Consider the following 21,154-nt stretch of genomic DNA (forward strand, 5'->3'; position numbering starts at 1 on the left):
TAGAAGTAGAAGTAGAAGTGAGGGACGAGTGGATTACGGGGAGCTGTAATCTCCCCATAAATGAATGGATAATGCAATTTAACGAGCGGCGAGCTGTTCGATCACACTCTCTGCTGCTTCTAATGCGCCCTCAATAAATCCGCCGAACTCTTTTGCCGATTCCGTTCCCGCAAAGTACATGCCCTGCTGGCTTAATTGCTCCAGTGATGCGTTGAGCCCATAACGCGGGTGATGAGTTGGCATAGTGTGATCTTTTTCAACCGCTGTGTATGCCTCTTTCGACCAGTCCAGCAGTTTTACTTCCGTGACGTTATAGGCCTCAGGGCCAAAGAGTCGCGCTAGTTGCTCAACGGCCATGGTTTTCAATTCGGTAGCGCCTAGTTTCGCGCGAGCTTGAGCATCGTAACCGATAAAACCGAACAGGGCGGCATGACCATTTTCAGCACTGGCGTCATGAATTTCCACCAATGGACCAACTTGGCTGTTTGCGTAACCAGACAATCCGTTTTCACGCCAGAAAGGTCGGTCATAAATGGCGAAGAATTTCGCGTGAGCAGCCATCCATGTGGGCGTTTTGTCCAGCGCGTTCAACGCCGTTTCTGGAAGGGCTGGCGTAAAGCGGATGTTATTAGCAATCAAACGATGAGGGAGCGCAAAGATGATGTTCTCACTCTCTAAAGTCAACTGCTCTGCTTGGTGGATGACATCGACGCTATAACCTTGAGCTTCATTATGGCTTACTGCGTGTACTTGATGTTCATATTTGATGTTTTCTGGGTTGAGTAACTTTGCCACTCCCGCCACCAATTGCGCCATGCCACCTGATACTCTCATGGATTGAGGAGAAGAAAAGAACTGATTCGAAACTTGACGAATACCAGCCTGCCCTGCTTGTTCGATTAACATATCGCCAGTTTCGTACTGTTCTAAGATGGGCAGCGATAAGTTGTCGACAAGCCTCATGACGCGATGGTTCATGTTGGGCCAAAACCACGATGGACCGAGGTCAAATTGGTCACTTTGACTGTGTGCAGCCAAGCTCGCAGAAGAAATAATTCGACCACCGAGTCTGCTTCTCGCCTCAAGTAGCAAGTAGCTATGCCCTGTTTTCTCTAGATACGCTGCAGTGTAGAGACCGCTTAAACCGCCTCCGATAATAATAAAATCGTATTTCATTGTTTGCCCTTGATGTCAATTATCTACTGATAGGTAGGTTAAGTCTTTTTTGAAAAATAAACAATACCTATCGGTAGGTAGACAGATTTATGAGGGCATGCTATCTTTTGCGAAAATGTTTAAGGTGGAAGCCACATGAAAGAACTTAGCCCAACGGCTGCAAAGATTGCCGACCTTGCTGAAAGCTACATACAAAGCCGAGGTTTTAATGGTTTTAGCTTTCGCGATATCCAAAACGAACTGGGTATCAAGACCGCGAGTATTCACTACCATTTCAAAACCAAGCAAGACTTGGCGGAAGCGGTGTTTGAACGCTATCTCGCAAACTACGAAGCGGCGTTAATTCAGATCGAGAGCCAACCAAGTAGTGCTGAGGAAAAAATTGAAGCGTTGGCTGATATTTTTATTGGTGTACGCGAGCAAGATAAGCTGTGTTTGTGTGGCATGTACGCTTCTGACTTTTACTCTTTGGCAGATGGTCTAGAAGGGCTGCTGTCGCGTTTTGTACAAACGAATGAGCAATGGCTACAAAAAATCATTGATCAGGGTGTAGAAAATGGAGAGTTCGACTTACGAGTGGAATCCGCCCAAGTTGCAAGGCTAATCTTTGTTGCGCTGGAAGGCAGTATGTTACTTTCTCAGTTTAAAGATGCTGATTACATTCGTAGCGTGAAGGCGAGTTGTCTCGCACTCCTTAAACGCTAATATTTTCATAATATTACCCGCGATAAGTGCGGGTATTATTTTAAATCCAATAACTATCTACTGGTAGGTATGTAATGATTAAAGACAAAAGAGCGCTAGAGATGAACGGCATTGATGCCGCAGGCGCAGAACAATTTGAACGGATTCTCGAAGATACGTTGACCTTTCTTCCTAGTGCAATGAGCGATCTCGATCAGCTACTACTGCGCTATCCGGACTTTATGATGGGATGGATTTTTAAGGCGTACAGCCATGCGAGTGATGGGCGTCGTTCTACTTTACCCATCGTGGCTAAAATGGCTACACAGTTGGATAAGTTCGCGCAATCGGCCACCAAACGTGAAGCGCTACATATGCATGCGTTGAAACAGTGGAGCCAAAGCAACCTGAAGGGGGCTCTGGACACGTGGCAACATATTCTGAGTCTTTGGCCTTTGGATATCATTGCCTACCGCCAATTTACAGGGCAAACATTTTGGTTTGGCCAAAAGCAACGGGCACTGCAAGTTTCTTTGCAAGTTTTACCCTACTGGGATGAGCAGACACCAGGATATTGGATGTTTGCCGCCGCTCATGCCTTTGCACTCGAGGAGGCGGGGGAATATGAATTGGCCGAAGCATTTGCGCGCCAGACGTTAGGGTTGAACAATCAAGATCTAATCGCCAAGCATACGATGGCTCATATTTTTGAGATGCAAGGCGAGGCGAAAGAGGGCATCGAGTTCTTGCAAGGTCATGCGAGTACATTTGCGAATCACAATGCCTTTCGAGGTCACCTTTGGTGGCACCTTGCGTTGTTCCATCTTGAGGAAGGTAATATTGATGATGCCTTGGCTTTGTTTGATCAGCACATCTATCCTGCAGAGTCTTCGATATACCTTGATATTCAAAACGCAGCTTCGTTGCTGGCTCGCTTGGAGTTCATGGGAGCTGATGTTGGAGAGCGTTGGCATCGACTGAGTGCCGGAGCGTTAGAGATTTCGGCCGACAGCACCATCATGTTTACTGAAATTCATAATGCCATGGTGTTAGCGAAAACCGATCATCATGACCAGTTAGATGCCAATATAGCGCAAATTATCAGTTCGCCATTACAAACTCAGGAAGTGGAGTTTATGACCGGCAGCAAGTTGATGCAGGCCATCAAGGCGTACCACAGCTCGAACTACCGTCATTGCATTGAGTTGATCAATCAAGTAAGAGATGTGCACAGCAAGCTTGGGGGAAGTCACGCGCAGCAAGACGTTATCTCACAATACCTGCTGATGGCTCATGCGCATTTACAACAATGGGATGAAGTGGCGTGTCTGTTGAAAAATCGCTATATCGCAAGAGCACAACCGCTGCCAGCAGAGCAGATAAAGCGAAAGTTGGCTCAGTTCGATGAAGTGAAAAACATCGACGCTCTGCTGCCTAGCTTAGTCAAAGTGGTTTAGCGCAAATGCTGCCTGGGTGCGGAAATAAAATGGGTTCGGAAATAAAAAAGCGAGGACAGTACCTCGCTTTTGATGGATTTGTTTTGCTTGTGCTTGTTAGTTCACAGTGCGGCTAAATTTGATGCTAGCTGTCCAAGCAAGTACACCGATGAAGGCGTAAATCCCAACGTTCATCCAACCTGCATCTGGAATCGCGCTGAGCGGGTTTGGCGCAAGAATCGCGTGCAATGGTAGATAGAAAATCGCCGAGAAGAAGTCATCCAGGCCATAGAAGTTGAACATTGCAATCGGCATCCAGCGCAGCGCGTAAATACCAATCAAGATCACCAACAGTGGTGAGTTCACTTTCTGTGAGATTGCCATTGCGGTTAGTGCGAGCGGCAATAACAACACGCCAGCCACTACCATTCGAAGTAAAAATTCAATCCAGTTCAGCAGCACGAAACCCAATGATGCTTGGCGATACAACAACGCCAACTGGTGGTCCGTTGAAACATTCAACATCCAGAGCATAAAGTCCGCAGCGAAAACCAATACCGAACACACCAATGGAATCACCAATAAACCAAACGTCAGCTTCACCAGATGGGTTTTTACGTCACTGACAGGCATACTGCGCCAAAACATGATACTGCCCTCTGAGCGCTCTTTACGTAGCGTTCTTGGGAAGTATTGAGTGCCAAGAAGGATAGACAACAAACCAATGCCACCTGTGATCAGCATGTTGACGTCATCGCCTAGCTCTTTGTGGATATCACTGACATCACCACCAAAGCTCATTTGGAAGAACATATTGTGTTGCAGTGTCGAGCTGCTCATTAAGCTGACGAACAGCAGCACGCCACAGGCAAACATAAACAACGGCACGCGTGTAACCAATGGGTTTTCTAGCCATTCTTTACGCAACATCGCGACAATCGATTTCATTACGCTGTCTCCTTCTGCAATGCCAAGAACAGATCCGCAAGCTTGACGCCATACACATCACCCAGCCCAGCTACTTGCTCTGCGTATTGGGACGACAGCAACCATTTAGTCGTGCCTAAGCCCTTTTGCGATGACAGTGGTTTCAGCGCTTCGATTTGTGCGCGATGCTCATCACTGGCATCAAGAATGAAGTAATCTTCGCTGATGCTGTCCATTGAGGTTTGTAGGACAGGTCGACCGTGTTTAAGGATCAGCACGTCCGTCAGTAGGTGTTCGATTTCCGATACTTCATGGCTCGCGATGATCAGCACACGCTCTCCATCGTGGAACCATTCCAGCAAATGACGGTAGAAGGTATCGCGATAAACCAAATCCAAGCCAAGCGTTGGCTCGTCCAGAATCAGAATCTGTGTATTGGTCGCGATGACGACAGCCAAGTGCAATTGCACTTTCATGCCTTTCGATAGAGATTTGATGCGCGCACGCGGCTTGATGTCGGTTTGACGAAGCATGGCATTGGCTTTGCTGCGATTAAAACCTGGGTGTACGCCCTCGGTGTAATCGAGCAGCTGAGCAACCGTCATCCAGTTTGGCAGAACGTTCACATCCGAAATGTAAGACAAGCTCTGCATGATTTTGTCGCGTTGCATGACTGGCTCAAAGCCGTTGATGCGAATGGTGCCCTGATATTCGTGTGCACCGAGTAGGGCGTTAATGAGAGTCGATTTACCCGCACCGTTATGACCTAGCAAGCCAAGCACCTGACCCGCTTGTAGATCAAAGCTCACGTCATGCAGCGCTTCACCCTGCTGACGATATTGCTTGGAGACGTGTTTTACACTGACTAATGCGCTCATTGGTCACCTTCAATATGTGTTTGGATTTGTTGGATAAATTCATCAAGAGACATATCCAGACGTTGTAGTGTGTCGGCAATCTGCGGAATTTGTTGTTCGAGGAAACGGGCTTTTTCATCAGCAAGCAGCTGTTTTTTTGCACCTTGGGCGACAAACATGCCTTGCCCACGTTTCTTCTCAACCAATCCTTCATCAACCAATAACTGATAGCCCTTCATGACTGTCAGGTGGTTGATCTTCATATCCGCAGAGACACTGCGTACCGAAGGCAAAGCTTCGCCCTCTTGCCAGATACCTTGCAATATTTGCTGGGTGATCTGGTCAGCCAACTGACGGAAAATCGGTTGGCGATCATGCCAATGCGTCATGATTGGTTTCCTTGGCTGAGTTGGTGTTATATATATGTATAACACCTTGAGGGTGAGATAGAAAGCGCCAATCTTCTTGAGTTGTTTTCTCAATCCCTTTTGTTGATGACATTTCGCCCAAATTGGCATCGGAGTTTCACGCAAAATTTGCGCGCAATCGCATACGTTTTTGCCCTCAAAAACTGGCAAAAAATTGTGCACTTCTCATAAGTTGAGAAGGGCGATGAAAACGAGAAAATTGCGCCACAAAACTTGGTGAAAAAGTGTGTTTTTTCATTGAGTGAGAATTGGGTGATTATCCGAGTCATTGCTTTCTTATTTAATGAGAATTTAGTGGATTTGCACCCTAGAAAACCACACGTTCAGTAGGCACTCTGACCTGCCTAAATACCGCTCAGCCGGCGAGTTGTTACTCAAAGGATGAGAAAAAGGAGGCAAAGAGGTTTTATGAATCAGGTCATTTCTGTCGGTCCACAAGAGTCGTTTCTCGTCGCTATTTGTGTGTTGTTCTTGGGACAATTCGTTAACGCTAAATTACCGATCTTAAAGAAATTCAATATTCCCGAGCCAATCGTGGGTGGTTTGATTGTCGCATGTGCGATCACCGCGATGCATTTCAATGGCGTGGATTTAGTTTTCGATTTACCGTTGCAAAACACTTTCATGTTGATGTTCTTCGCCACCGTTGGCTTGGCTGCGAATTACACCCAGCTGATTAAAGGCGGCGCTAAGGTGTTTATCTTCTTAGCCGTGGCATCGGTGTACATTCTTATCCAAAACGCGGTCGGTGTCTCTTTGGCAACGGCGCTCGGCTTAGACCCGCTAATGGGCTTGATTGCAGGCTCGATTACGTTGTCTGGCGGTCACGGTACGGGCGCAGCATGGTCGCAAACCTTCCAAGACATGTACGGCTTGCACAATGTTTTAGAAGTGGCAATGGCATCCGCTACCTTTGGATTGGTTATTGGTGGCATCATCGGCAGCCCAGTAGCGCAGCGCTTGATCGATAAACGTAACCTTGAATCTGAATACGGACGCACCAACCAGACTCACGAGCGTTTTCCTGAATTGGTGACCTACAACGAGCACGAAGAAGACCGCGTAACCGCGAAAAAAGTGGTCGAGAGCTTGTCGATCATCTTGCTGTGTGTCACAGGTGCTGGCTACTTAGAAGGTTGGGTGAGCAGCTTTGGTATCAAATGGCTGATGATTCCAGACTTCGTTTACGCACTGTTTATCGGTGTGGTGATCACCAACATCATGGAAGTGACCAAAGTACGCAAAGTGGATGTTGAGACGGTCGATATTCTTGGTACGGTTTCGCTGTCTCTGTTCCTAGCGATGGCGCTAATGAGCCTAAAACTGTGGAACATCTTCGACTTAGCAATCCCGTTCCTCATCATTCTGGCGGTGCAATCGGTGATTCTGGCGGTTTTCGCTTACTACGTGACGTTCCGTGTGATGGGCAGCAACTACGATGCAGCAGTCATCGCAAGTGGTCACTGTGGCTTTGGGCTTGGCGCAACGCCAACGGCAGTAATGAACATGGGCTCTATCGTTAACCGCTTCGGTCCATCACCACAAGCCTTTATGGTGGTGCCTATCGTTGGTGCGTTCTTTATCGACATCGTCAACCTAGTGATTCTGCAAGGCTGTATTTCTTTTATTAAGTAACCGGCTTCGCTCCACGAAACAAAAGCCAGTCCCGAGAGACTGGCTTTTTTGATCGGCTTAGAGCAATAGGCATCAACAATTTAGATTACTGGAATGAGCCATGTTCTTTAAATTTATCAATGACTAATATTCGGTTTGTTGAGGACGCTACTGATGCGAAATCGTCGGACATTTATCATCAGTAATTTCCTTTTCTCCTTATAAGACTCTAGCTAATTGCCCGTTGCATCCATCATCGCGACGGGCTTTTTTTATTCCAGCCAAACGGACGTTGCGACGGAATTACAAGAACGCTTTGTATGGCAATTCTGGTTCGTTTTTGAAGATGTCGCTAAAGCCACGGAAGTGTTGGTAGTGCATGCGACCTTTATCGGTAGGGAAGGTGTATTTGCCTCCCACTTGCCAGAAGAACGGTGCGAACTTGTATTGCAGACGGTCTTTCTTCATGTTCCACAACACTTCGATTTCGCGTGGGTCGTTTTGGAAGTTCGCCCAAATATCGTGGTGGAATGGCATCACGACATCACAGTTCAACGATTCTGCTGCGCGTAGGATGTCAGAAGACGTCATCTTGTCAGTCACGCCGCGTGGGTTTTCACCGAATGATAACAGTGCCACGTCGATTTGGTATTCGTTGCCGTGTGCGGCGTAGTAGTTTGAGTAGTGTGAATCACCAGAGTGGTAAACCGAACCGCCTGAAGTTTCAATCAGGTAGTTCACCGCGCGTTTGTCCATGCCGTCGAGGATTTCTTTATCGTAAGAAGAAGTGCCTTCTGGCAGCGTGACAAGTGCAGTACGGTCGAATGAATCCAGTACACGGATCTTCATGTCGCCGACTTCAAGCACATCGCCCACTTTCGCGACAACACAACGTTCTTCTGGCACGCCCCAACCCATCCATAAATCGACACACGCTTGTGGACCGATGAACTTCACGTGGTCACCGCAGTTTTGCAGTACCGCTGCCGCGACGTTAACGTCGATATGGTCTGCATGGTCATGGGATGCCATCACAGCGTCGATCTCTTTGATAGCAAATGGGTCAAGCGGGAAGATAGCAGTACGTAGGTTTGGTTGCAGCGCCTCGACACCGCCCATACGCATCATTTGGTGCTGGTTCTTCATGAAGGCATTCTTTTGCGTCTTTTTGCCCGTACCACACCAGAAGTCGATAGAGATGTTGGTGTTGCCCTCACTCTTCAACCAGATACCTGTACAACCTAGCCACCACATCGAGAATGTATTTGGTTCTACCACCGTATTTTCGATCTCTTCGTTTAACCAGGTACCCCACTCAGGGAATGTATTTAGGATCCAAGATTCACGAGTGATTTCATTTACTTTACTCATAGCAACACCTTTTTGTTTCACAATTTTTATTAAATTTGGGATGTAGGGAGCCGAGCGCCTTAATTTGTGGTTAAGGCACTGAGCTGAATTATTTTTATTTATTTGAGAAAGAGGCTAGGGCGCGTTAGACCAGAATGACCTGTGTCCCTTGTGCTTCTATCGCTTTGATGACCTCTGGGTTGGCGTTTTTGCCAGTGATCAGAATGTCGATTTTCTCGGTAGGACAGAACAACATGCCCGTTCTGTGACCCACTTTGGAGCTGTCTACCACGACGACGAGTTTGTCGATTTGCTCAAGCATTTGCTGCTCAGCCACCGCGGTTAACATGTCGGCTTTGTAGAGTCCGGCTTCGGTTAATCCTTTGCCCGAGGTGAACATCCAATTGCCTGCGTAACTGCCAAGCGAGTTGGGCGCCGGATTTAAGAACAGTTTTTGTGAACGGTTGTATTGACCGCCAATGATGATCACATCGTCATGGTCTTCATTGATCAGGTAGCTTGCCAATGGGAAGTAGTTGGTGACGATCTGCACGTCTTGCCCACACAACTTCTGCCCAAGTAGGAAAGCGGTTGAACCGCAGTTGATGACCACGCTGTCGCCAGGTTGACAAAGCTCAGCGGCTTGCATCGCAATCAAGGATTTTTCTTCGTAATGCTCAGTGCTGTTGATGTTCAGCGGTGACCATTTTTTCTTTTCTGCTTCGACGCGTTCTGCGCCGTTGCGTACTTTGCGCAGTTTGCCTAGTTCATCCAGTTTAGAGATATCACGGCGAGCCGTCGCTGGAGAGACGTTAAAGCTCTCAATAATGTGTGAGACGTTAATCGTCTGATTTTCTTCTAATAAAGACAGAATGCCATTGTGTCTTTGTACTTCATTCATACCCATCACCCTATTTGATTCAAATTCACCGAAATGTGTATCTAGTGATTATTTGGTGATTACTTGTGATTTGTTTTGATTCTATTAATCACGCTCTTGATTGTCAAATTCAAGACTTATGAAAATCTGAACCTCATCACAAGAATTTATAAGTTGTTGTATTTATTGGTAATTTAATTTTTGTGTGTGATCAGCTTACCATTTGTAGGGTTTTTTGGAGGGCAAAATTGATAAATATCAAAATAATCACAAATGAGCATTGCGTGATTACTTTTGATTGTTAGAGTTTATTTCGTGAGCAAAAACTGAGTAGATTCTACGACATCAGATGGAATCACTCTGACCTACATACGATTACAAATAAAAAACACTCTAGGGGTAAAGATATGGAGTTCTTGTACGACATCTTCTATATTTTTTACAGCCAAGTTATGACCAAAGCCCCACTACTACTGGGTTTGGTAACATGCATTGGCTATTGGTTGCTGAGAAGAGACGCCACCACCATCATTAAAGGTTCCATCAAAACGATCGTGGGTTTCATGCTGGTTCAAGTGGGTGCAGGCACCCTAGTTGCTGGCTTCAAACCTGTGATTTCCAAACTTTCTGAATACCACGGGCTAACCGGCTCGGTCATTGACCCTTACACCTCCATGATGTCTACCATGGAAGCGATGGGCGATAACTACTCTTGGGTGGGTTACGCCGTTCTATTGGCATTAGGTATCAACATCCTCTTGGTACTGTTCCGCCGTTACACGGGTATCCGCACCATCATGCTGACTGGTCACATCATGTTCCAGCAAGCGGGTCTGATCGCCGTGTTCTACTTTGTGCTTGGCGCAAGCATGTGGGAAACCATCATTTACTCTGCGGTGTTAATGGCGTTGTACTGGGGTATCTCCTCCAACATTATGTTCAAGCCAACTGAAGAAGTCACCGGCGGGGCGGGTTTCTCTATTGGTCACCAACAACAGGTCGCGTCTTGGATTGCAACAAAAGTAGCGCCAAAACTGGGTGATAAGAACGACAGCGTTGACCACCTAGAACTGCCTAAATGGCTACACATCTTCCACGACAGCATCGCAGCAACGGCGATCGTGATGACGGTGTTCTTCGGCATCATTCTGCTTTCATTCGGTCTTGATAACCTTCAAGAAATGGCGGGCACCACACACTGGACTATCTACATCCTAGAAACGGGTCTGAAATTCGCTGTTGCGATTCAGGTGATTGTTGCCGGTGTACGTATGTTCGTTGCTGAGCTGTCTGAAGCATTCAAAGGCATCTCTGAGCGCGTGATTCCAAATGCGGTATTGGCGATTGACTGTGCAGCTATCTACGCATTCTCTCCTAACGCAATGGTATTTGGTTTCATGTGGGGTGCGCTGGGTCAGTTCGCGGCAGTACTGGCGATGTTGGCATTCGATGCGCCAATCATGATCATCCCTGGCTTCATTCCAATGTTCTTCTCTAACGCGACCATCGGCGTATTTGCTAACCACTTCGGTGGCTGGAAAGCGGTGATGAAGATCTGTTTCGTGATGGGCATCATCGAGGTGCTAGGTTCTGCTTGGGCTATCCACCTATTTAGCCAACACGGCACAGAGTTCAACGGTTGGATGGGCATGGCGGACTGGGCGCTTGTATTCCCACCAATCATGCAAGGTCTGTCTGCATCGAAAATGTTCTTCTTCGTTCTTGTTGGCCTGTCTCTGGTTTACATGTTCTTCGCTTCTCGCAAGCTACGTGCTGAAGAAGACGCGCAAGGCACAGTAGAAATCAGTGAAGAGCCAGAAGTGATTGAAGCGGTAGAGCAAGCAATCAAAGCGAGCGACGGTCTGCGCCCAGTAAGCATCCTAGCGGTATGTGGTAACGGTCAAGGTTCATCAATGATGATGAAAATGAAGATCGGCAAATACCTAGAGAAGAAAGGCATTCCTCACGTGATGGACTCATGCGCAGTGTCGGACTACAAGTCGAAGCTTGCGAGCACGGACATCATCGTATCGTCGAAGCACCTGTCTGCGGAGATGGAACCAGGCGAAGGCAAGTTTGTACTTGGGGTGCAAAACATGCTTAACCCTAACTCCTTCGGGGACGAGTTACTCGACATCATCAATAAAAACTTTGTACCAGCAAAATAAAAAAGCATGACCAAATACTTTTCTTAATGAAGAGATAAGAAACCAATAACAAACAGCGGATAACAACAGTGGTGCCGGGCTTCGAAAAGCCAAAGTCACGGCACCCAAACTGGAGATAGAACAATGGGATTAAAACAATCACTGATCGACAACAACTCAATCAAACTGCAAGCAAAAGCGTCTAACTGGCGTGAAGCAATCAAGATTGGTACGGACATGTTGATTGCCTCTGGTGCGATTCAGCCTTCTTACCACGATGCCATCATCAGCAGCGTGGAAGAGTTGGGTCCTTACATTTGCATCGCGCCTAACTTAGCTCTGCCACACGCACGACCAGAAAACGGTGTGATTCGTACTGCTTTCGCACTGGTTACGTTAGAAGAGCCTATCTACTTTGAAGGCGAAGACGAGCGAGTTGATGTGCTAATCACGCTAGCAGGCAGCTCTTCAGATGAGCACATGGAAGGTCTGATGGAAGTAACCCAAGTGTTGGATGATGAAGACAGCGAAACGGGCGTGGATTTGGACAAGCTTCGCCGTTGCCGCAGCAAAACCGATGTATTCAACGTGATTGATGAAGCTCTGGCTGTCACCGCCTAAGGAGAAATCATGTACAGCGAACTGAAACAACGTGTGCTCGAAGCCAACCTCAAACTGCCGAAATACGGTTTGGTGACCTTCACCTGGGGCAACGTATCTGAGATTGACCGCGAGCGCGGCGTGATTGCGATTAAACCGTCGGGGGTGGAATACGATGGCATGTGCGCTGAGCACATTGTGGTGGTCGATTTAGACGGCTATGTGGTGGAAGGCAAAATGAATCCATCCAGCGACACCGCGACCCATATTCAGATCTACAAAGCGTTCCCACAAGTGGGCGGCGTGGTACATACCCACTCACGCAGTGCAACGATTTGGGCGCAAGCGGGGATTGATATTCCGGCGCTGGGCACGACTCATGCCGACTACTTCTACGGCGACATCCCGTGTACTCGTAAGCTCTCACAACGTGAAATTGCCGAAGAGTACGAGAAGAACACCGGCTTAGTGATAGTGGAAGAGTTTCGTCAACGCCGCATCGATCCAATGGCAGTACCAAGCGTGATTGTGGCAGGGCATGCGCCTTTCTCTTGGGGAACCAACGCTGACGATGCTGTGCACAACGCAGTGGTATTGGAAGAGATCTCCGCCATGGCATTGGCAACGCGTTCACTCAACAGCGGCATCAAGATCCAGCCTGAGCTTTCAGACAAACACTACCTGCGTAAGCACGGTGAAAACGCCTACTACGGGCAGAGGTAACGACATGTACAAAGTGCTTGCTTTAGATTTAGACGGAACCGTCCTCACTGATGACCACAGCATTCACCCTGAGGTGAAAAAAGCGATTAAAGAAGCGCAGCAGAAATGTCACGTGGTGATTGTCACCGGACGCCATCACACCGCGGCACGTCCGTACTACGATGAGTTGGGTCTTACCACGCCTATCATCTGCTGCAACGGCACTTATGTTTATGACTACCACAATGACCGAGTGCTCAAGCACAACTCCATCGATAAGGATGATGCGCTGACGTTCATCGCCTTGGCGAAGGAGTTTCAGGTCAAGATGGTGATGTACGTAACCGATGCCATGACGTACTCAAACTGCAACCCAATTCACTACATGGAAGCGTTGGAAAAGTGGGCGAAAACCGCGCCAGAGCATCTTCAACCGAAGATCTACAAAATCGACTCGTTCAGTGAAGAAGTGCGCAATACCGAGTTCGTGTGGAAGTTCGTGGTGGAAGGCTTACCAAGCTCGGTAGAACGCTTAATTGAAAACCCATGGGTGAGAGAGAAATTCAACGGCGAACGCTCGTGGTCGAATCGCATCGACTTCGCAGCAAAAGGCAACAGCAAAGGTTTAAGACTGGCTGAATACGTTTCTGAGCTGGGTTATCACCCGAATCATGTCATTGCCGTGGGCGATAACCACAATGATATTTCCATGCTCCGTTACGCCGGATTAGGCGTTGCCATGAATAACGCAGACGAGACGGTACGTTCAAGCGCCCGTTTGGTGTGCGAAACCGATAACAATAACGACGGCTTAGCCCGTCTGATACGTGAAAAAATTCAAGGATAAGCATCATGACCAAACCAATGATTCAAATCGCTCTAGACCAAACTAACCTAACTGACGCAGTGGCGGTTGCAAGCAATGTACACAGCTATGTTGATGTGATTGAAGTAGGCACCATTCTCGCGTTCGCAGAAGGGATGAATGCGGTCTCGACGCTACGTAAGAACCATCCAGACCATATTCTGGTGTGCGATATGAAAACCACTGACGGCGGCGCGATTTTGTCTCGCATGGCGTTTGAAGCTGGCGCAGACTGGATTACGGTTTCAGCCGCAGCGCACATTGCGACCATCGAAGCTTGTAAAAAAGTGGCGGATGAGTTTAGTGGCGAAATCCAAATCGAAATTTACGGCAACTGGACGATGGAAGATGCGCAAGCTTGGGTGGATCTCGGTATCACTCAAGCGATTTACCACCGTTCTCGCGATGCAGAGTTGGCAGGGATTGGTTGGACAGACGCTGACATCAGCAAGATGCGTCAACTTTCTGAGCTAGGTATCGAGCTCTCTATCACGGGCGGCATTGTGCCAGAAGACATCTACCTGTTCGAAGGTATCAAAGCGAAAACCTTTATCGCAGGTCGTGCATTGGCGGGTGACAAAGGGCAAGAGACCGCTGAAGCACTGAAAGCGCAAATCGACCGTTACTGGAACTAGGGGGCGACATGTATCAGAACCTACAACGTCATCGTGTTGGCTTGTATGAGAAAGCGTTGCCGAACGAGTTGAGCTGGGAAGAAAAGCTCAGCGTGACCAAAGAATTAGGCTTCGACTTTCTTGAGATCTCGGTGGACGAATCAGACGAGCGCCGCAGCCGCTTAGATTGGGACGACGAGACGATTTATGCCCTGCGTCACCAGTGTGAACGTTATGGCATGCCATTGCAGTCGATGTGTTTGAGCGCGCACCGCAAGTTCCCGTTTGGCTCGGCGGACCCGAAGATTCGCGAGCAAGCCGTGCTGCACATGGAAAAGGCGATTGCATTGGCGTACAAACTTGGCGTCCGTACCATTCAATTGGCTGGCTATGATGTGTATTACGAGCCAGCAAACCGTGCTACCCACTTGCGTTTTATTGAAGGTATGAAGGAAGCAGCGAAACTGGCAGAGCGCGCAGGCGTGATGCTTGCTGTTGAAATCATGGACACCGATTACCTCAACTCATTGAGCAAGTTTGAGGTGCTTAATCGCGAAGTGAATTCACCGTATTTCACTGCTTATCCAGACGTAGGCAACATCTCGGGTTGGAACTATGATGTGTGTACCGAACTGAAATTGAGTAAGCCACACATTACCCAAATCCACCTTAAAGACACGTATCGCGTGACGCCAGAATACAAAGGTCAGTTCCGCGATCTCGTTATTGGCGATGGTGAAGTGAACTTCGATGCCATCTTCCGTACACTCAAAGAGACAGACTGCGTCGTGCCACTGGTGATTGAGATGTGGGCGCATGATGAACATTGGCGTGCGCACATTCAAACCGCCCAACAGCGCTTAAATCAAGCGTGTGATCATGCGGAATTACCAAGGTTGTTTGCCGCATAACTCTCTCTAAACCGTATAAACACTTACATGCTCCGGTGCTCGTTATTGGGCACCGTTTTCCCATCGTGGGAACGTGCAGTTTTTAACCCTCGTGAAAACTGCACTCTTTCGTTTCATTGGTTGACTTACCATCAGGGTTGGCGCAAAGTTGCGCTTTGTCGTTATGAAACCCCGTTAATCTGAATGAAATTACTCCATCTGCAACTTTTCTGGTACGAAAAACATCACACCCTATTGGAGATGGAAGACCTGCCAATTCTCACCCCAGCGCAAGAGCAAGAACTGCGTGAGTGGGCGAAAACACGCCGAAAAATCCTTAGCTACGAAGTGCATCAACAGCCTTGGGTAAAAGTGAACGTCGACGGTTTCTCGTCGATTTTAGAGCTCAAACCAAATGGTACGCTGGTGGAAAAAGACTTGTTCAGCGAGCGTGGCTTACAGGGCTTATGGAAGGTCAGCGACGGCTTCTTGTTTATCAAAGTCATCAGCGGCGAATTCATCGTCGAATACCAAATTGTTGGTCACACCGAAAACAATGTGCACAGTGGTATCGAGTACATCAACGGCAAAATCAGTACCTACAGCAAGTTTGCCAAACTCGCGAATAATTAAGCCGATTCAATTCGATGTAGAGAAAGGAGCCAAAGTGCTCCTTTTTTGTTGTGGATAGAAAATCCCAACTATTCTTACTTCAAGCAATGAAATCAATGCGTTAATATCCAAGTTCTTACCTTATTTCAAACAGTAGCGGGAGGCATGAATCGTGTCTGAAAAAATATCGACGTCGGCGCTGGCAAAAATGCGTCAGATAGAAGCCAAGCTGCTGTTTGCTGATCTGAAACGCGCTGGCTATATTGTTCGCCAAGACGAGAAATGGATTCTGACCGAAGAGGGTGCCAAGTTTGGCGGTGAGTATGTCGATCACCCTAAATTTGGGCAGTTCATCGTATGGCCGACCAACTTGCACATCGAGCTTGCCGCAACGTCTGGAAAAACTTATAGCGCGACCCAGTTGGGTGAGAAGCTTAAGCTCAATGCCAAGCGCATGAACCAGCTGTTAAGTGAATTAGGCTGGATCAGCAAATCCGAAGAGGGTTGGAGCTTAACCGAAGCCGGAATCCGCGCTGGTGGGCAGCAGAGAACCGATAAAGAGTCGCAGAATACCTTTGTAGTGTGGCACGACGTAGTACTGCGTAACAAGCGGCTCAAGCAGTCTGTGATTGAGTTTTTAGGGCAAGATGCCGAGTCCCATTCCACAGATAAGTCGCTTTCCAGTTTTCGCCAGAAGTTTGAAGCCAAGCACCGCACTTTGGACGGGCATTATGTTCGTTCTAAAGGAGAACTGTTGATCGATAACTGGCTGTATTTGGCAGGAGTAGTACACGCTTATGAGCGTCAGCTGCCGATCGACCAAGACGTAACAAGCGATTTCTACCTACCAGGTGGCAAGGTCTATTTGCAGTTTTGGGGCAGCGATTCTGGCGAGATGTTAGAAGCGGAGCGAGAGAAGGTTCGTGCGGTGTACGAGCAGCATAACTTCAACCTCATTGAAGTTGAACCGAGCGAGTTAGATAAGCTCGATGAGGTATTGCCGAAACGTCTGCGTCAGTTTGGTATTCAAGCTTACTAACCGCCTCGCTAGCGGTTTTTTAATTAGCTAAATCTTCAAACCTGCCAGTCTTTAAAAACGAAAAAACCCGTGATGACTCACGGGTTTTGTGTATTCAGCGTTTATCTTTGGTTGTTACCCGAAGGATTAGAAACCTTTGATGTTTTCCGCTTCTAGCTCAGAGAAGTACTTAACTGTCTTCACTTTAAGCTCTTGTTGTGAAGGCTCATCACAAACGATCACTGCTTTAGGGTGTAGTTGAAGTGCAGAAACCGTCCATAGGTGGTTTACGCTGCCTTCTACCGCTGCTTCTAGAGCAAGTGCTTTGTTGTGACCAGTTACTAGGATCATCACTTCTTCAGCGTCTAGTAGCGTGCCAACACCGATAGTTAGTGCGTACTTAGGAACTTGGTTGATGTCGCCATCGAAGAAACGAGAGTTCGCGATACGAGTGTCTTCAGTTAGTGTCTTGATGCGAGTGCGAGAAGACAGAGAAGACGCTGGCTCGTTGAATGCGATGTGACCGTCGTTACCTACGCCGCCCATGAATAGGTTGATCTTGCCGTAAGACTTGATTTTGTCTTCGTAGCGTTGGCATTCCGCTTCGTGATCTTCCGCGTTACCGTTAAGAAGGTTGATGTTCGCTTCTTGGATGTTCACGTGGTTGAAGAAGTTGGTGTACATGAATGAACGGTATGATTCTGGGTGATCCGCAGGGATACCGATGTACTCGTCCATGTTGAAAGTCACAACGTGTTCGAAGCTCACTTCACCAGCTTGGTAAAGTTCGATCAATGCTTTGTAAGTTGCTAGAGGAGTGCCACCAGTAGGTAGACCCAGAACGAACGGACGCTCAGCAGTTGGTTTGAAGTCGTTGATGCGCTTAGCGATGTGTGCTGCTGCCCACTTGCCTACTTGTGCTGCTTGAGCTAACGGGATAAGTCTCATTTTGTGCCCCTAGTTATTGGAATTTAAGATGTCCTGAAACATTAATTCGCATTATAAAATAAGTAATGACGATCTGCTATTGTTTTAGGTCAAAATTTTGCTTTTTCTTTAACCAATGTTGCTTTTATCAACAGTTTTCACGTTTGCTTCTCGTCGTTACCCTCTTATATAGAGAAGGTTAGGTTAGTTGATTAGCGTTTAAAATTTATGACTGAAATTAAGTTTTTGGGCTGATAGGGCGAGCTAAATTGAACCAAGTTGCGTAGCTGAAAGGGAAGAAAAATGCCGAACTTATGATCTCACGCAATCTATGGTGTGGCACGGCGTTTTTTCCTTAACCATAATTAAAGTGTGTTTATTGCTGAGGGAATCGCAATGAAAAACGAATTAGACGCAACCAAAGTGCTACAAGCATACGAATGTGTGATGAACAACGGCACGCCTACTGAGTTTGGCAAGATGTATGAAGGGGTAGAAGCCTTTTCTGATTACGACGGCTATAACGTGTTTCTTAGGGGCAATGGCGTGGAGTTAAAGGTGGGCTTCCACAATACCTATCATCTAGAGTACGACCAAGAGCACCTCAAAGACAGCTTCTTGAAGAAGGTCGCCATGCTGGCGAAGTGAGCACTCGCCAAATAATGGGTTTATTACAAATGAAAAAGCCCTTTGGTGAAACACCTCTGGGCTTTTGGAAAAGAAAAAGTTTTTTGCAACACCACAAAACGAATCGTTCCGCAGTTTAGCCAAGCATTAAAACTTGGCAGTGTCGATTAATCGTCTTCTGCTAGGCTCTCTTCTGCGTAGTCATCTGACGCTTCTGGTTTGTTACGACCGTTTAGCGTGTGGAAGCGTTTGCGACCACGAGCTAGCTGTACGTATTTAAGCCAAGTGCGCTCGATCTTAGTTTTCGCTTTGCCTGGGTTTTCCAGAACTTTTACGAAGTGTTTTTCTTCGCTGTTCTCAGGTGTCAACTCGCCTGACTCTAGGCCAAGCATAGTATCCCCATAAATTGTTAGGATTTCCTCTTCTGAAAGAGTAAAATCGCCAGACTTTGCAAAGCCGCGTGGGAATTTTACGTTGTCGTAAAAACGTTTTTTGCCATGACGAAATTCAGTGTCAGACATATCAACAGCCTCTGTAACCGTTATTGATGAATGTGATGAATTACGGCGAAAATTAGGCGCAAAGCTAACAAAAGAAAAACAAAACTTTTTTGTCGTCAAAATTTTAATTAGTTGTTAATCTGGTTTTATATTGACCAGGAGATGGTTTATGGATGTAAAGGTCTTTCGAACATTTTTAGAGCTGGCAAAGGTTCGTCACTTCGGACGAGCTGCTGAGAACTTGTACATTACTCAAGCCGCTGTGAGCGCACGCATCAAACAACTCGAAAGTTATTTCGATACGCAGTTGTTTATTCGTGATCGAAATAACATAAAGTTGACCTCCGCAGGTGAGCGTTTAATAGGCTATGCCGAGGTGATGGTGACCACCTTGCAGCAAGCCAAACTCGAATTATCCCTCGAAGATGGCAAAGCGTTGCAGCTCACCATGGGTGGTACGCCGAATATTTGGGACGCTTATCTGCAAAACTGTTTGAGTGTGGTAACAGACTCATTTGGTGGTTACGGCTTTATGGCAGAAGTCATGGGGCGTGAGATGCTAAGCCGCAGCCTGCTTGAGCGCACTCTCGATATGGCGTTCGCCTTCGATCAAATCAAAGCAGATGAGCTTAACTGCAAGAAAGTCGCTGACGTGGTGTTGGTGTTGGTGTCTACCGAGCAAGATTCTCTCGATACGGTGTTTGATAAGAAATACGTGTATGTGGATTGGGGCACGCGCTTCGCTTCAGAACACGCAGAACGTCACCCGAAAATCCCAGCGCCTTACCTTCGTACTTCTACCGCTCGTATCGCGTTAGACTTCGTTTTAGAGAAAGGTGGCAGTGCATATCTACCAGCGTCTCTGGTAGAGCCGTTTATTGCAAGCGGGCAGCTCCACAAGGTGTCTGGCGTAGAAGATTGGTACCGTCCTATCTATTTGAGCTATCGCAAAGCCAGCACGTCTGTAGACGCGATTAAGCAGGTTGAAGAAATCGTAAAAGAGATTGACCCGTTAACGGCGTATAGCTTGCAACAAATTGCGGACATTCCTGCAGACGAGTAATTTCTGCTTTTGCGATCCAGAGCAAACTTAAACGAAAACCCCTTGGTGTGATGCCAAGGGTTTTTTTGTGTCGGTTTACGCAAATAGCAGCGTGTTTATAAATCAAACGTCCGATTGAAGCGAGAGTTGTGGCACTTCTAATGTCGTTTCTACTCTCGTTTAGGCCAATTTCTGACGTAGCGTTTCATCTAATGCGGCTTTACCTGCGCCAGAGAAAACGAGAGAAACGCTTGCTGCCAGTAGTGCTAAACCAAACTCGTAACCGTTGTTCGACATAAACAAACCGTTTTCAAAGTGAACCGAGAAAATGGCGATCACCATGGTGAATGCTAAAGCTACGGCTGCCGGGCGGGTAAGCAGGCCAAGTAAGATGAACAAGCCGCCAAAAAATTCTGCACTGCCTGCTAAAAATGCCATCAGCATGCCTGGGCCTAAGCCAATTGATGCCATCCATTGACCTGTACTTTCAAGCCCATAACCGCCAAACCAGCCAAAAAGTTTTTGCGCGCCGTGCGCCATAAAGATGATACCGACTGGAATGCGAAGTGCGAGTGCGCCGTAGCCTGCATTTGAAGTAGTGATTTTCTGTAGTAATGCTTTCATGATTTGGTCCTTTCTCGAATTTTTTTGATGGGGAGTGGTGACTCCCTTGCTGTTGAAATCAGTGTAGGTAGGAGGAGAGAAAGAAAAAATCGGGACAATTTGATGTTCTCGTTCGACAAATTCGATGGAACGTTTTTTCATTTTTAAATACAGAACGTTAGAACGGATAAAATACCTGGTTTTAGTGCTTTTACAGGACGCTTTTGATTATGAAAGTCGCAAAAATTTGAATGACTTTCTCTACGTGGGTTTGTCTTCTGGCATGGCGCCTGTGCATGGTGAGCAAAAAAAAGAGCACAGGTGACTGCGCTCTTTTACTTTCACGATTAACAAGGGAGAAAGGAGTTTTTATAGATTCATTAAACTTTCAAGCGAGTCTTCCACACTGTTGTAGTGATAAGTGCGAATATTCACACCATCAGTCGCATTGATTTGAATTTCTGAAATCTCGTTATCAGAGTCGCGCTCAATAATCCCTATAGAGTGCTCGACCGATTTGCTGGTAATAACCTTGTGATTTCTAAGTACAATCACGCACGTATGTAAGTCCATGCCAATTCCCTTTAGCCGACGTTGTTGTGTTGTTCTGATCTAACTTTAGTGCACAAATTTACTAATGCCAAAATTTCTTAAT

At 47.0% G+C, this 21,154-nt stretch carries 23 protein-coding genes; 13 read left to right on the plus strand and 10 right to left on the minus strand.

Features of this window, described 5'->3' with window-relative positions; genetic code table 11:
* Positions 1-78: 78 nt before the first annotated feature.
* On the minus strand, positions 79-1,176 hold the full coding sequence (locus KIO97_RS00005) for an FAD-dependent oxidoreductase (protein ID WP_285380355.1): 1,098 nt from the start codon (positions 1,174-1,176) through the stop codon (positions 79-81).
* Positions 1,177-1,311: 135 nt separating this feature from the next.
* Between KIO97_RS00005 and KIO97_RS00010 the strand changes: the two genes are divergently transcribed.
* Together KIO97_RS00010 and KIO97_RS00015 are read left to right on the plus strand one after the other, a co-directional pair.
* Complete coding sequence (locus tag KIO97_RS00010; RefSeq protein WP_010644408.1) at positions 1,312-1,881, plus strand: TetR/AcrR family transcriptional regulator; 570 nt, start codon at positions 1,312-1,314, stop codon at positions 1,879-1,881.
* Positions 1,882-1,955: 74 nt separating this feature from the next.
* Positions 1,956-3,317, plus strand: coding sequence for a tetratricopeptide repeat protein (locus KIO97_RS00015; RefSeq protein ID WP_285380358.1), 1,362 nt, complete (start codon positions 1,956-1,958; stop codon positions 3,315-3,317).
* A 96-nt stretch (positions 3,318-3,413) separates the two neighbouring features.
* Here KIO97_RS00015 and KIO97_RS00020 read toward each other — a convergent pair whose 3' ends face one another.
* Genes KIO97_RS00020 through KIO97_RS00030 form a run of 3 tightly spaced genes read right to left on the minus strand, consistent with a single transcriptional unit; the run spans position 3,414 to position 5,469 of the window.
* Positions 3,414-4,244 carry a hypothetical protein gene (locus KIO97_RS00020; protein ID WP_285380360.1) on the minus strand — a complete coding sequence of 277 codons (831 nt, stop codon included), beginning with the start codon at positions 4,242-4,244 and terminating at the stop codon, positions 3,414-3,416.
* The gene (locus KIO97_RS00025; protein WP_285380362.1) at positions 4,244-5,101 is read right to left on the minus strand and encodes an ABC transporter ATP-binding protein; all 858 of its coding nucleotides are present in this window, start codon (positions 5,099-5,101) and stop codon (positions 4,244-4,246) included. Before KIO97_RS00025 ends, KIO97_RS00020 begins: the two co-directional genes overlap by 1 nt.
* Positions 5,098-5,469, minus strand: a complete 372-nt coding sequence (locus tag KIO97_RS00030) for a GntR family transcriptional regulator (protein ID WP_005428840.1) — start codon at positions 5,467-5,469, stop codon at positions 5,098-5,100. The genes KIO97_RS00025 and KIO97_RS00030 overlap by 4 nt, the downstream gene beginning before the upstream one ends.
* A 447-nt stretch (positions 5,470-5,916) precedes the next feature.
* Between KIO97_RS00030 and gltS the strand changes: the two genes are divergently transcribed.
* A complete protein-coding gene (gltS, locus tag KIO97_RS00035; protein WP_020195065.1) occupies positions 5,917-7,143 on the plus strand; it encodes a sodium/glutamate symporter in 1,227 nt (408 codons plus the stop codon).
* 282 nt (positions 7,144-7,425) lie between these two features.
* Here the strand turns inward: gltS and ulaG are convergent, their stop codons facing one another.
* Complete coding sequence (ulaG, locus tag KIO97_RS00040) at positions 7,426-8,493, minus strand: L-ascorbate 6-phosphate lactonase (protein ID WP_005448892.1); 1,068 nt, start codon at positions 8,491-8,493, stop codon at positions 7,426-7,428.
* 124 nt (positions 8,494-8,617) lie between these two features.
* On the minus strand, positions 8,618-9,373 hold the full coding sequence (gene ulaR, locus KIO97_RS00045; protein ID WP_005531235.1) for an HTH-type transcriptional regulator UlaR: 756 nt from the start codon (positions 9,371-9,373) through the stop codon (positions 8,618-8,620).
* Positions 9,374-9,759: 386 nt separating this feature from the next.
* On the opposite strand from ulaR, the gene KIO97_RS00050 reads away from it, so the two are divergent.
* The 8 genes from KIO97_RS00050 to KIO97_RS00085 all read left to right on the plus strand — a co-directional run bounded on the left by KIO97_RS00050 (position 9,760) and on the right by KIO97_RS00085 (position 16,821).
* Entirely contained in the window at positions 9,760-11,520 is a 1,761-nt protein-coding gene (locus tag KIO97_RS00050; RefSeq protein ID WP_005434683.1) for a PTS ascorbate-specific subunit IIBC, read from the plus strand.
* Between the two features lie 123 nt (positions 11,521-11,643).
* Positions 11,644-12,120, plus strand: coding sequence for a PTS sugar transporter subunit IIA (locus KIO97_RS00055; protein ID WP_285380366.1), 477 nt, complete (start codon positions 11,644-11,646; stop codon positions 12,118-12,120).
* Between the two features lie 9 nt (positions 12,121-12,129).
* Positions 12,130-12,822 (plus strand): L-ribulose-5-phosphate 4-epimerase, encoded by a 693-nt coding sequence (locus tag KIO97_RS00060; protein WP_285380367.1) that lies wholly within the window; start codon positions 12,130-12,132, stop codon positions 12,820-12,822.
* Between the two features lie 4 nt (positions 12,823-12,826).
* Positions 12,827-13,648, plus strand: coding sequence for a Cof-type HAD-IIB family hydrolase (locus KIO97_RS00065; RefSeq protein WP_285380487.1), 822 nt, complete (start codon positions 12,827-12,829; stop codon positions 13,646-13,648).
* A gap of 5 nt (positions 13,649-13,653) precedes the next feature.
* Positions 13,654-14,301 carry a 3-keto-L-gulonate-6-phosphate decarboxylase UlaD gene (locus tag KIO97_RS00070; RefSeq protein ID WP_005434690.1) on the plus strand — a complete coding sequence of 216 codons (648 nt, stop codon included), beginning with the start codon at positions 13,654-13,656 and terminating at the stop codon, positions 14,299-14,301.
* An 8-nt stretch (positions 14,302-14,309) separates the two neighbouring features.
* The gene (locus tag KIO97_RS00075; protein WP_005448899.1) at positions 14,310-15,191 is read left to right on the plus strand and encodes an L-ribulose-5-phosphate 3-epimerase; all 882 of its coding nucleotides are present in this window, start codon (positions 14,310-14,312) and stop codon (positions 15,189-15,191) included.
* Between the two features lie 183 nt (positions 15,192-15,374).
* Entirely contained in the window at positions 15,375-15,803 is a 429-nt protein-coding gene (locus KIO97_RS00080; RefSeq protein ID WP_005434695.1) for a hypothetical protein, read from the plus strand.
* A 151-nt stretch (positions 15,804-15,954) separates the two neighbouring features.
* Positions 15,955-16,821 carry a glycerol kinase gene (locus KIO97_RS00085; protein ID WP_240306022.1) on the plus strand — a complete coding sequence of 289 codons (867 nt, stop codon included), beginning with the start codon at positions 15,955-15,957 and terminating at the stop codon, positions 16,819-16,821.
* Positions 16,822-16,947: 126 nt separating this feature from the next.
* On the opposite strand, the gene nagB is transcribed toward KIO97_RS00085, so the two are convergent.
* Positions 16,948-17,748 carry a glucosamine-6-phosphate deaminase gene (nagB, locus tag KIO97_RS00090; protein ID WP_005531216.1) on the minus strand — a complete coding sequence of 267 codons (801 nt, stop codon included), beginning with the start codon at positions 17,746-17,748 and terminating at the stop codon, positions 16,948-16,950.
* A 375-nt stretch (positions 17,749-18,123) separates the two neighbouring features.
* Here nagB and KIO97_RS00095 point away from each other — a divergent pair, with 375 nt between their 5' ends.
* Positions 18,124-18,375 (plus strand): DUF3081 domain-containing protein, encoded by a 252-nt coding sequence (locus KIO97_RS00095; protein WP_005428828.1) that lies wholly within the window; start codon positions 18,124-18,126, stop codon positions 18,373-18,375.
* A gap of 146 nt (positions 18,376-18,521) precedes the next feature.
* Here the strand turns inward: KIO97_RS00095 and KIO97_RS00100 are convergent, their stop codons facing one another.
* Entirely contained in the window at positions 18,522-18,875 is a 354-nt protein-coding gene (locus tag KIO97_RS00100) for a DUF413 domain-containing protein (RefSeq protein ID WP_010453583.1), read from the minus strand.
* 148 nt (positions 18,876-19,023) lie between these two features.
* On the opposite strand from KIO97_RS00100, the gene KIO97_RS00105 reads away from it, so the two are divergent.
* Positions 19,024-19,917, plus strand: coding sequence for a LysR family transcriptional regulator (locus KIO97_RS00105; protein ID WP_050906632.1), 894 nt, complete (start codon positions 19,024-19,026; stop codon positions 19,915-19,917).
* 159 nt (positions 19,918-20,076) lie between these two features.
* On the opposite strand, the gene KIO97_RS00110 is transcribed toward KIO97_RS00105, so the two are convergent.
* Entirely contained in the window at positions 20,077-20,520 is a 444-nt protein-coding gene (locus KIO97_RS00110; RefSeq protein WP_050906631.1) for a DoxX family protein, read from the minus strand.
* Positions 20,521-20,868: 348 nt separating this feature from the next.
* On the minus strand, positions 20,869-21,072 hold the full coding sequence (locus tag KIO97_RS00115; protein ID WP_005428499.1) for a hypothetical protein: 204 nt from the start codon (positions 21,070-21,072) through the stop codon (positions 20,869-20,871).
* Positions 21,073-21,154 lie beyond the last annotated feature (82 nt).

The organism is Vibrio sp. B181a (assembly GCF_030248375.1).
Classification (GTDB): Bacteria; Pseudomonadota; Gammaproteobacteria; order Enterobacterales; family Vibrionaceae; genus Vibrio; species Vibrio campbellii.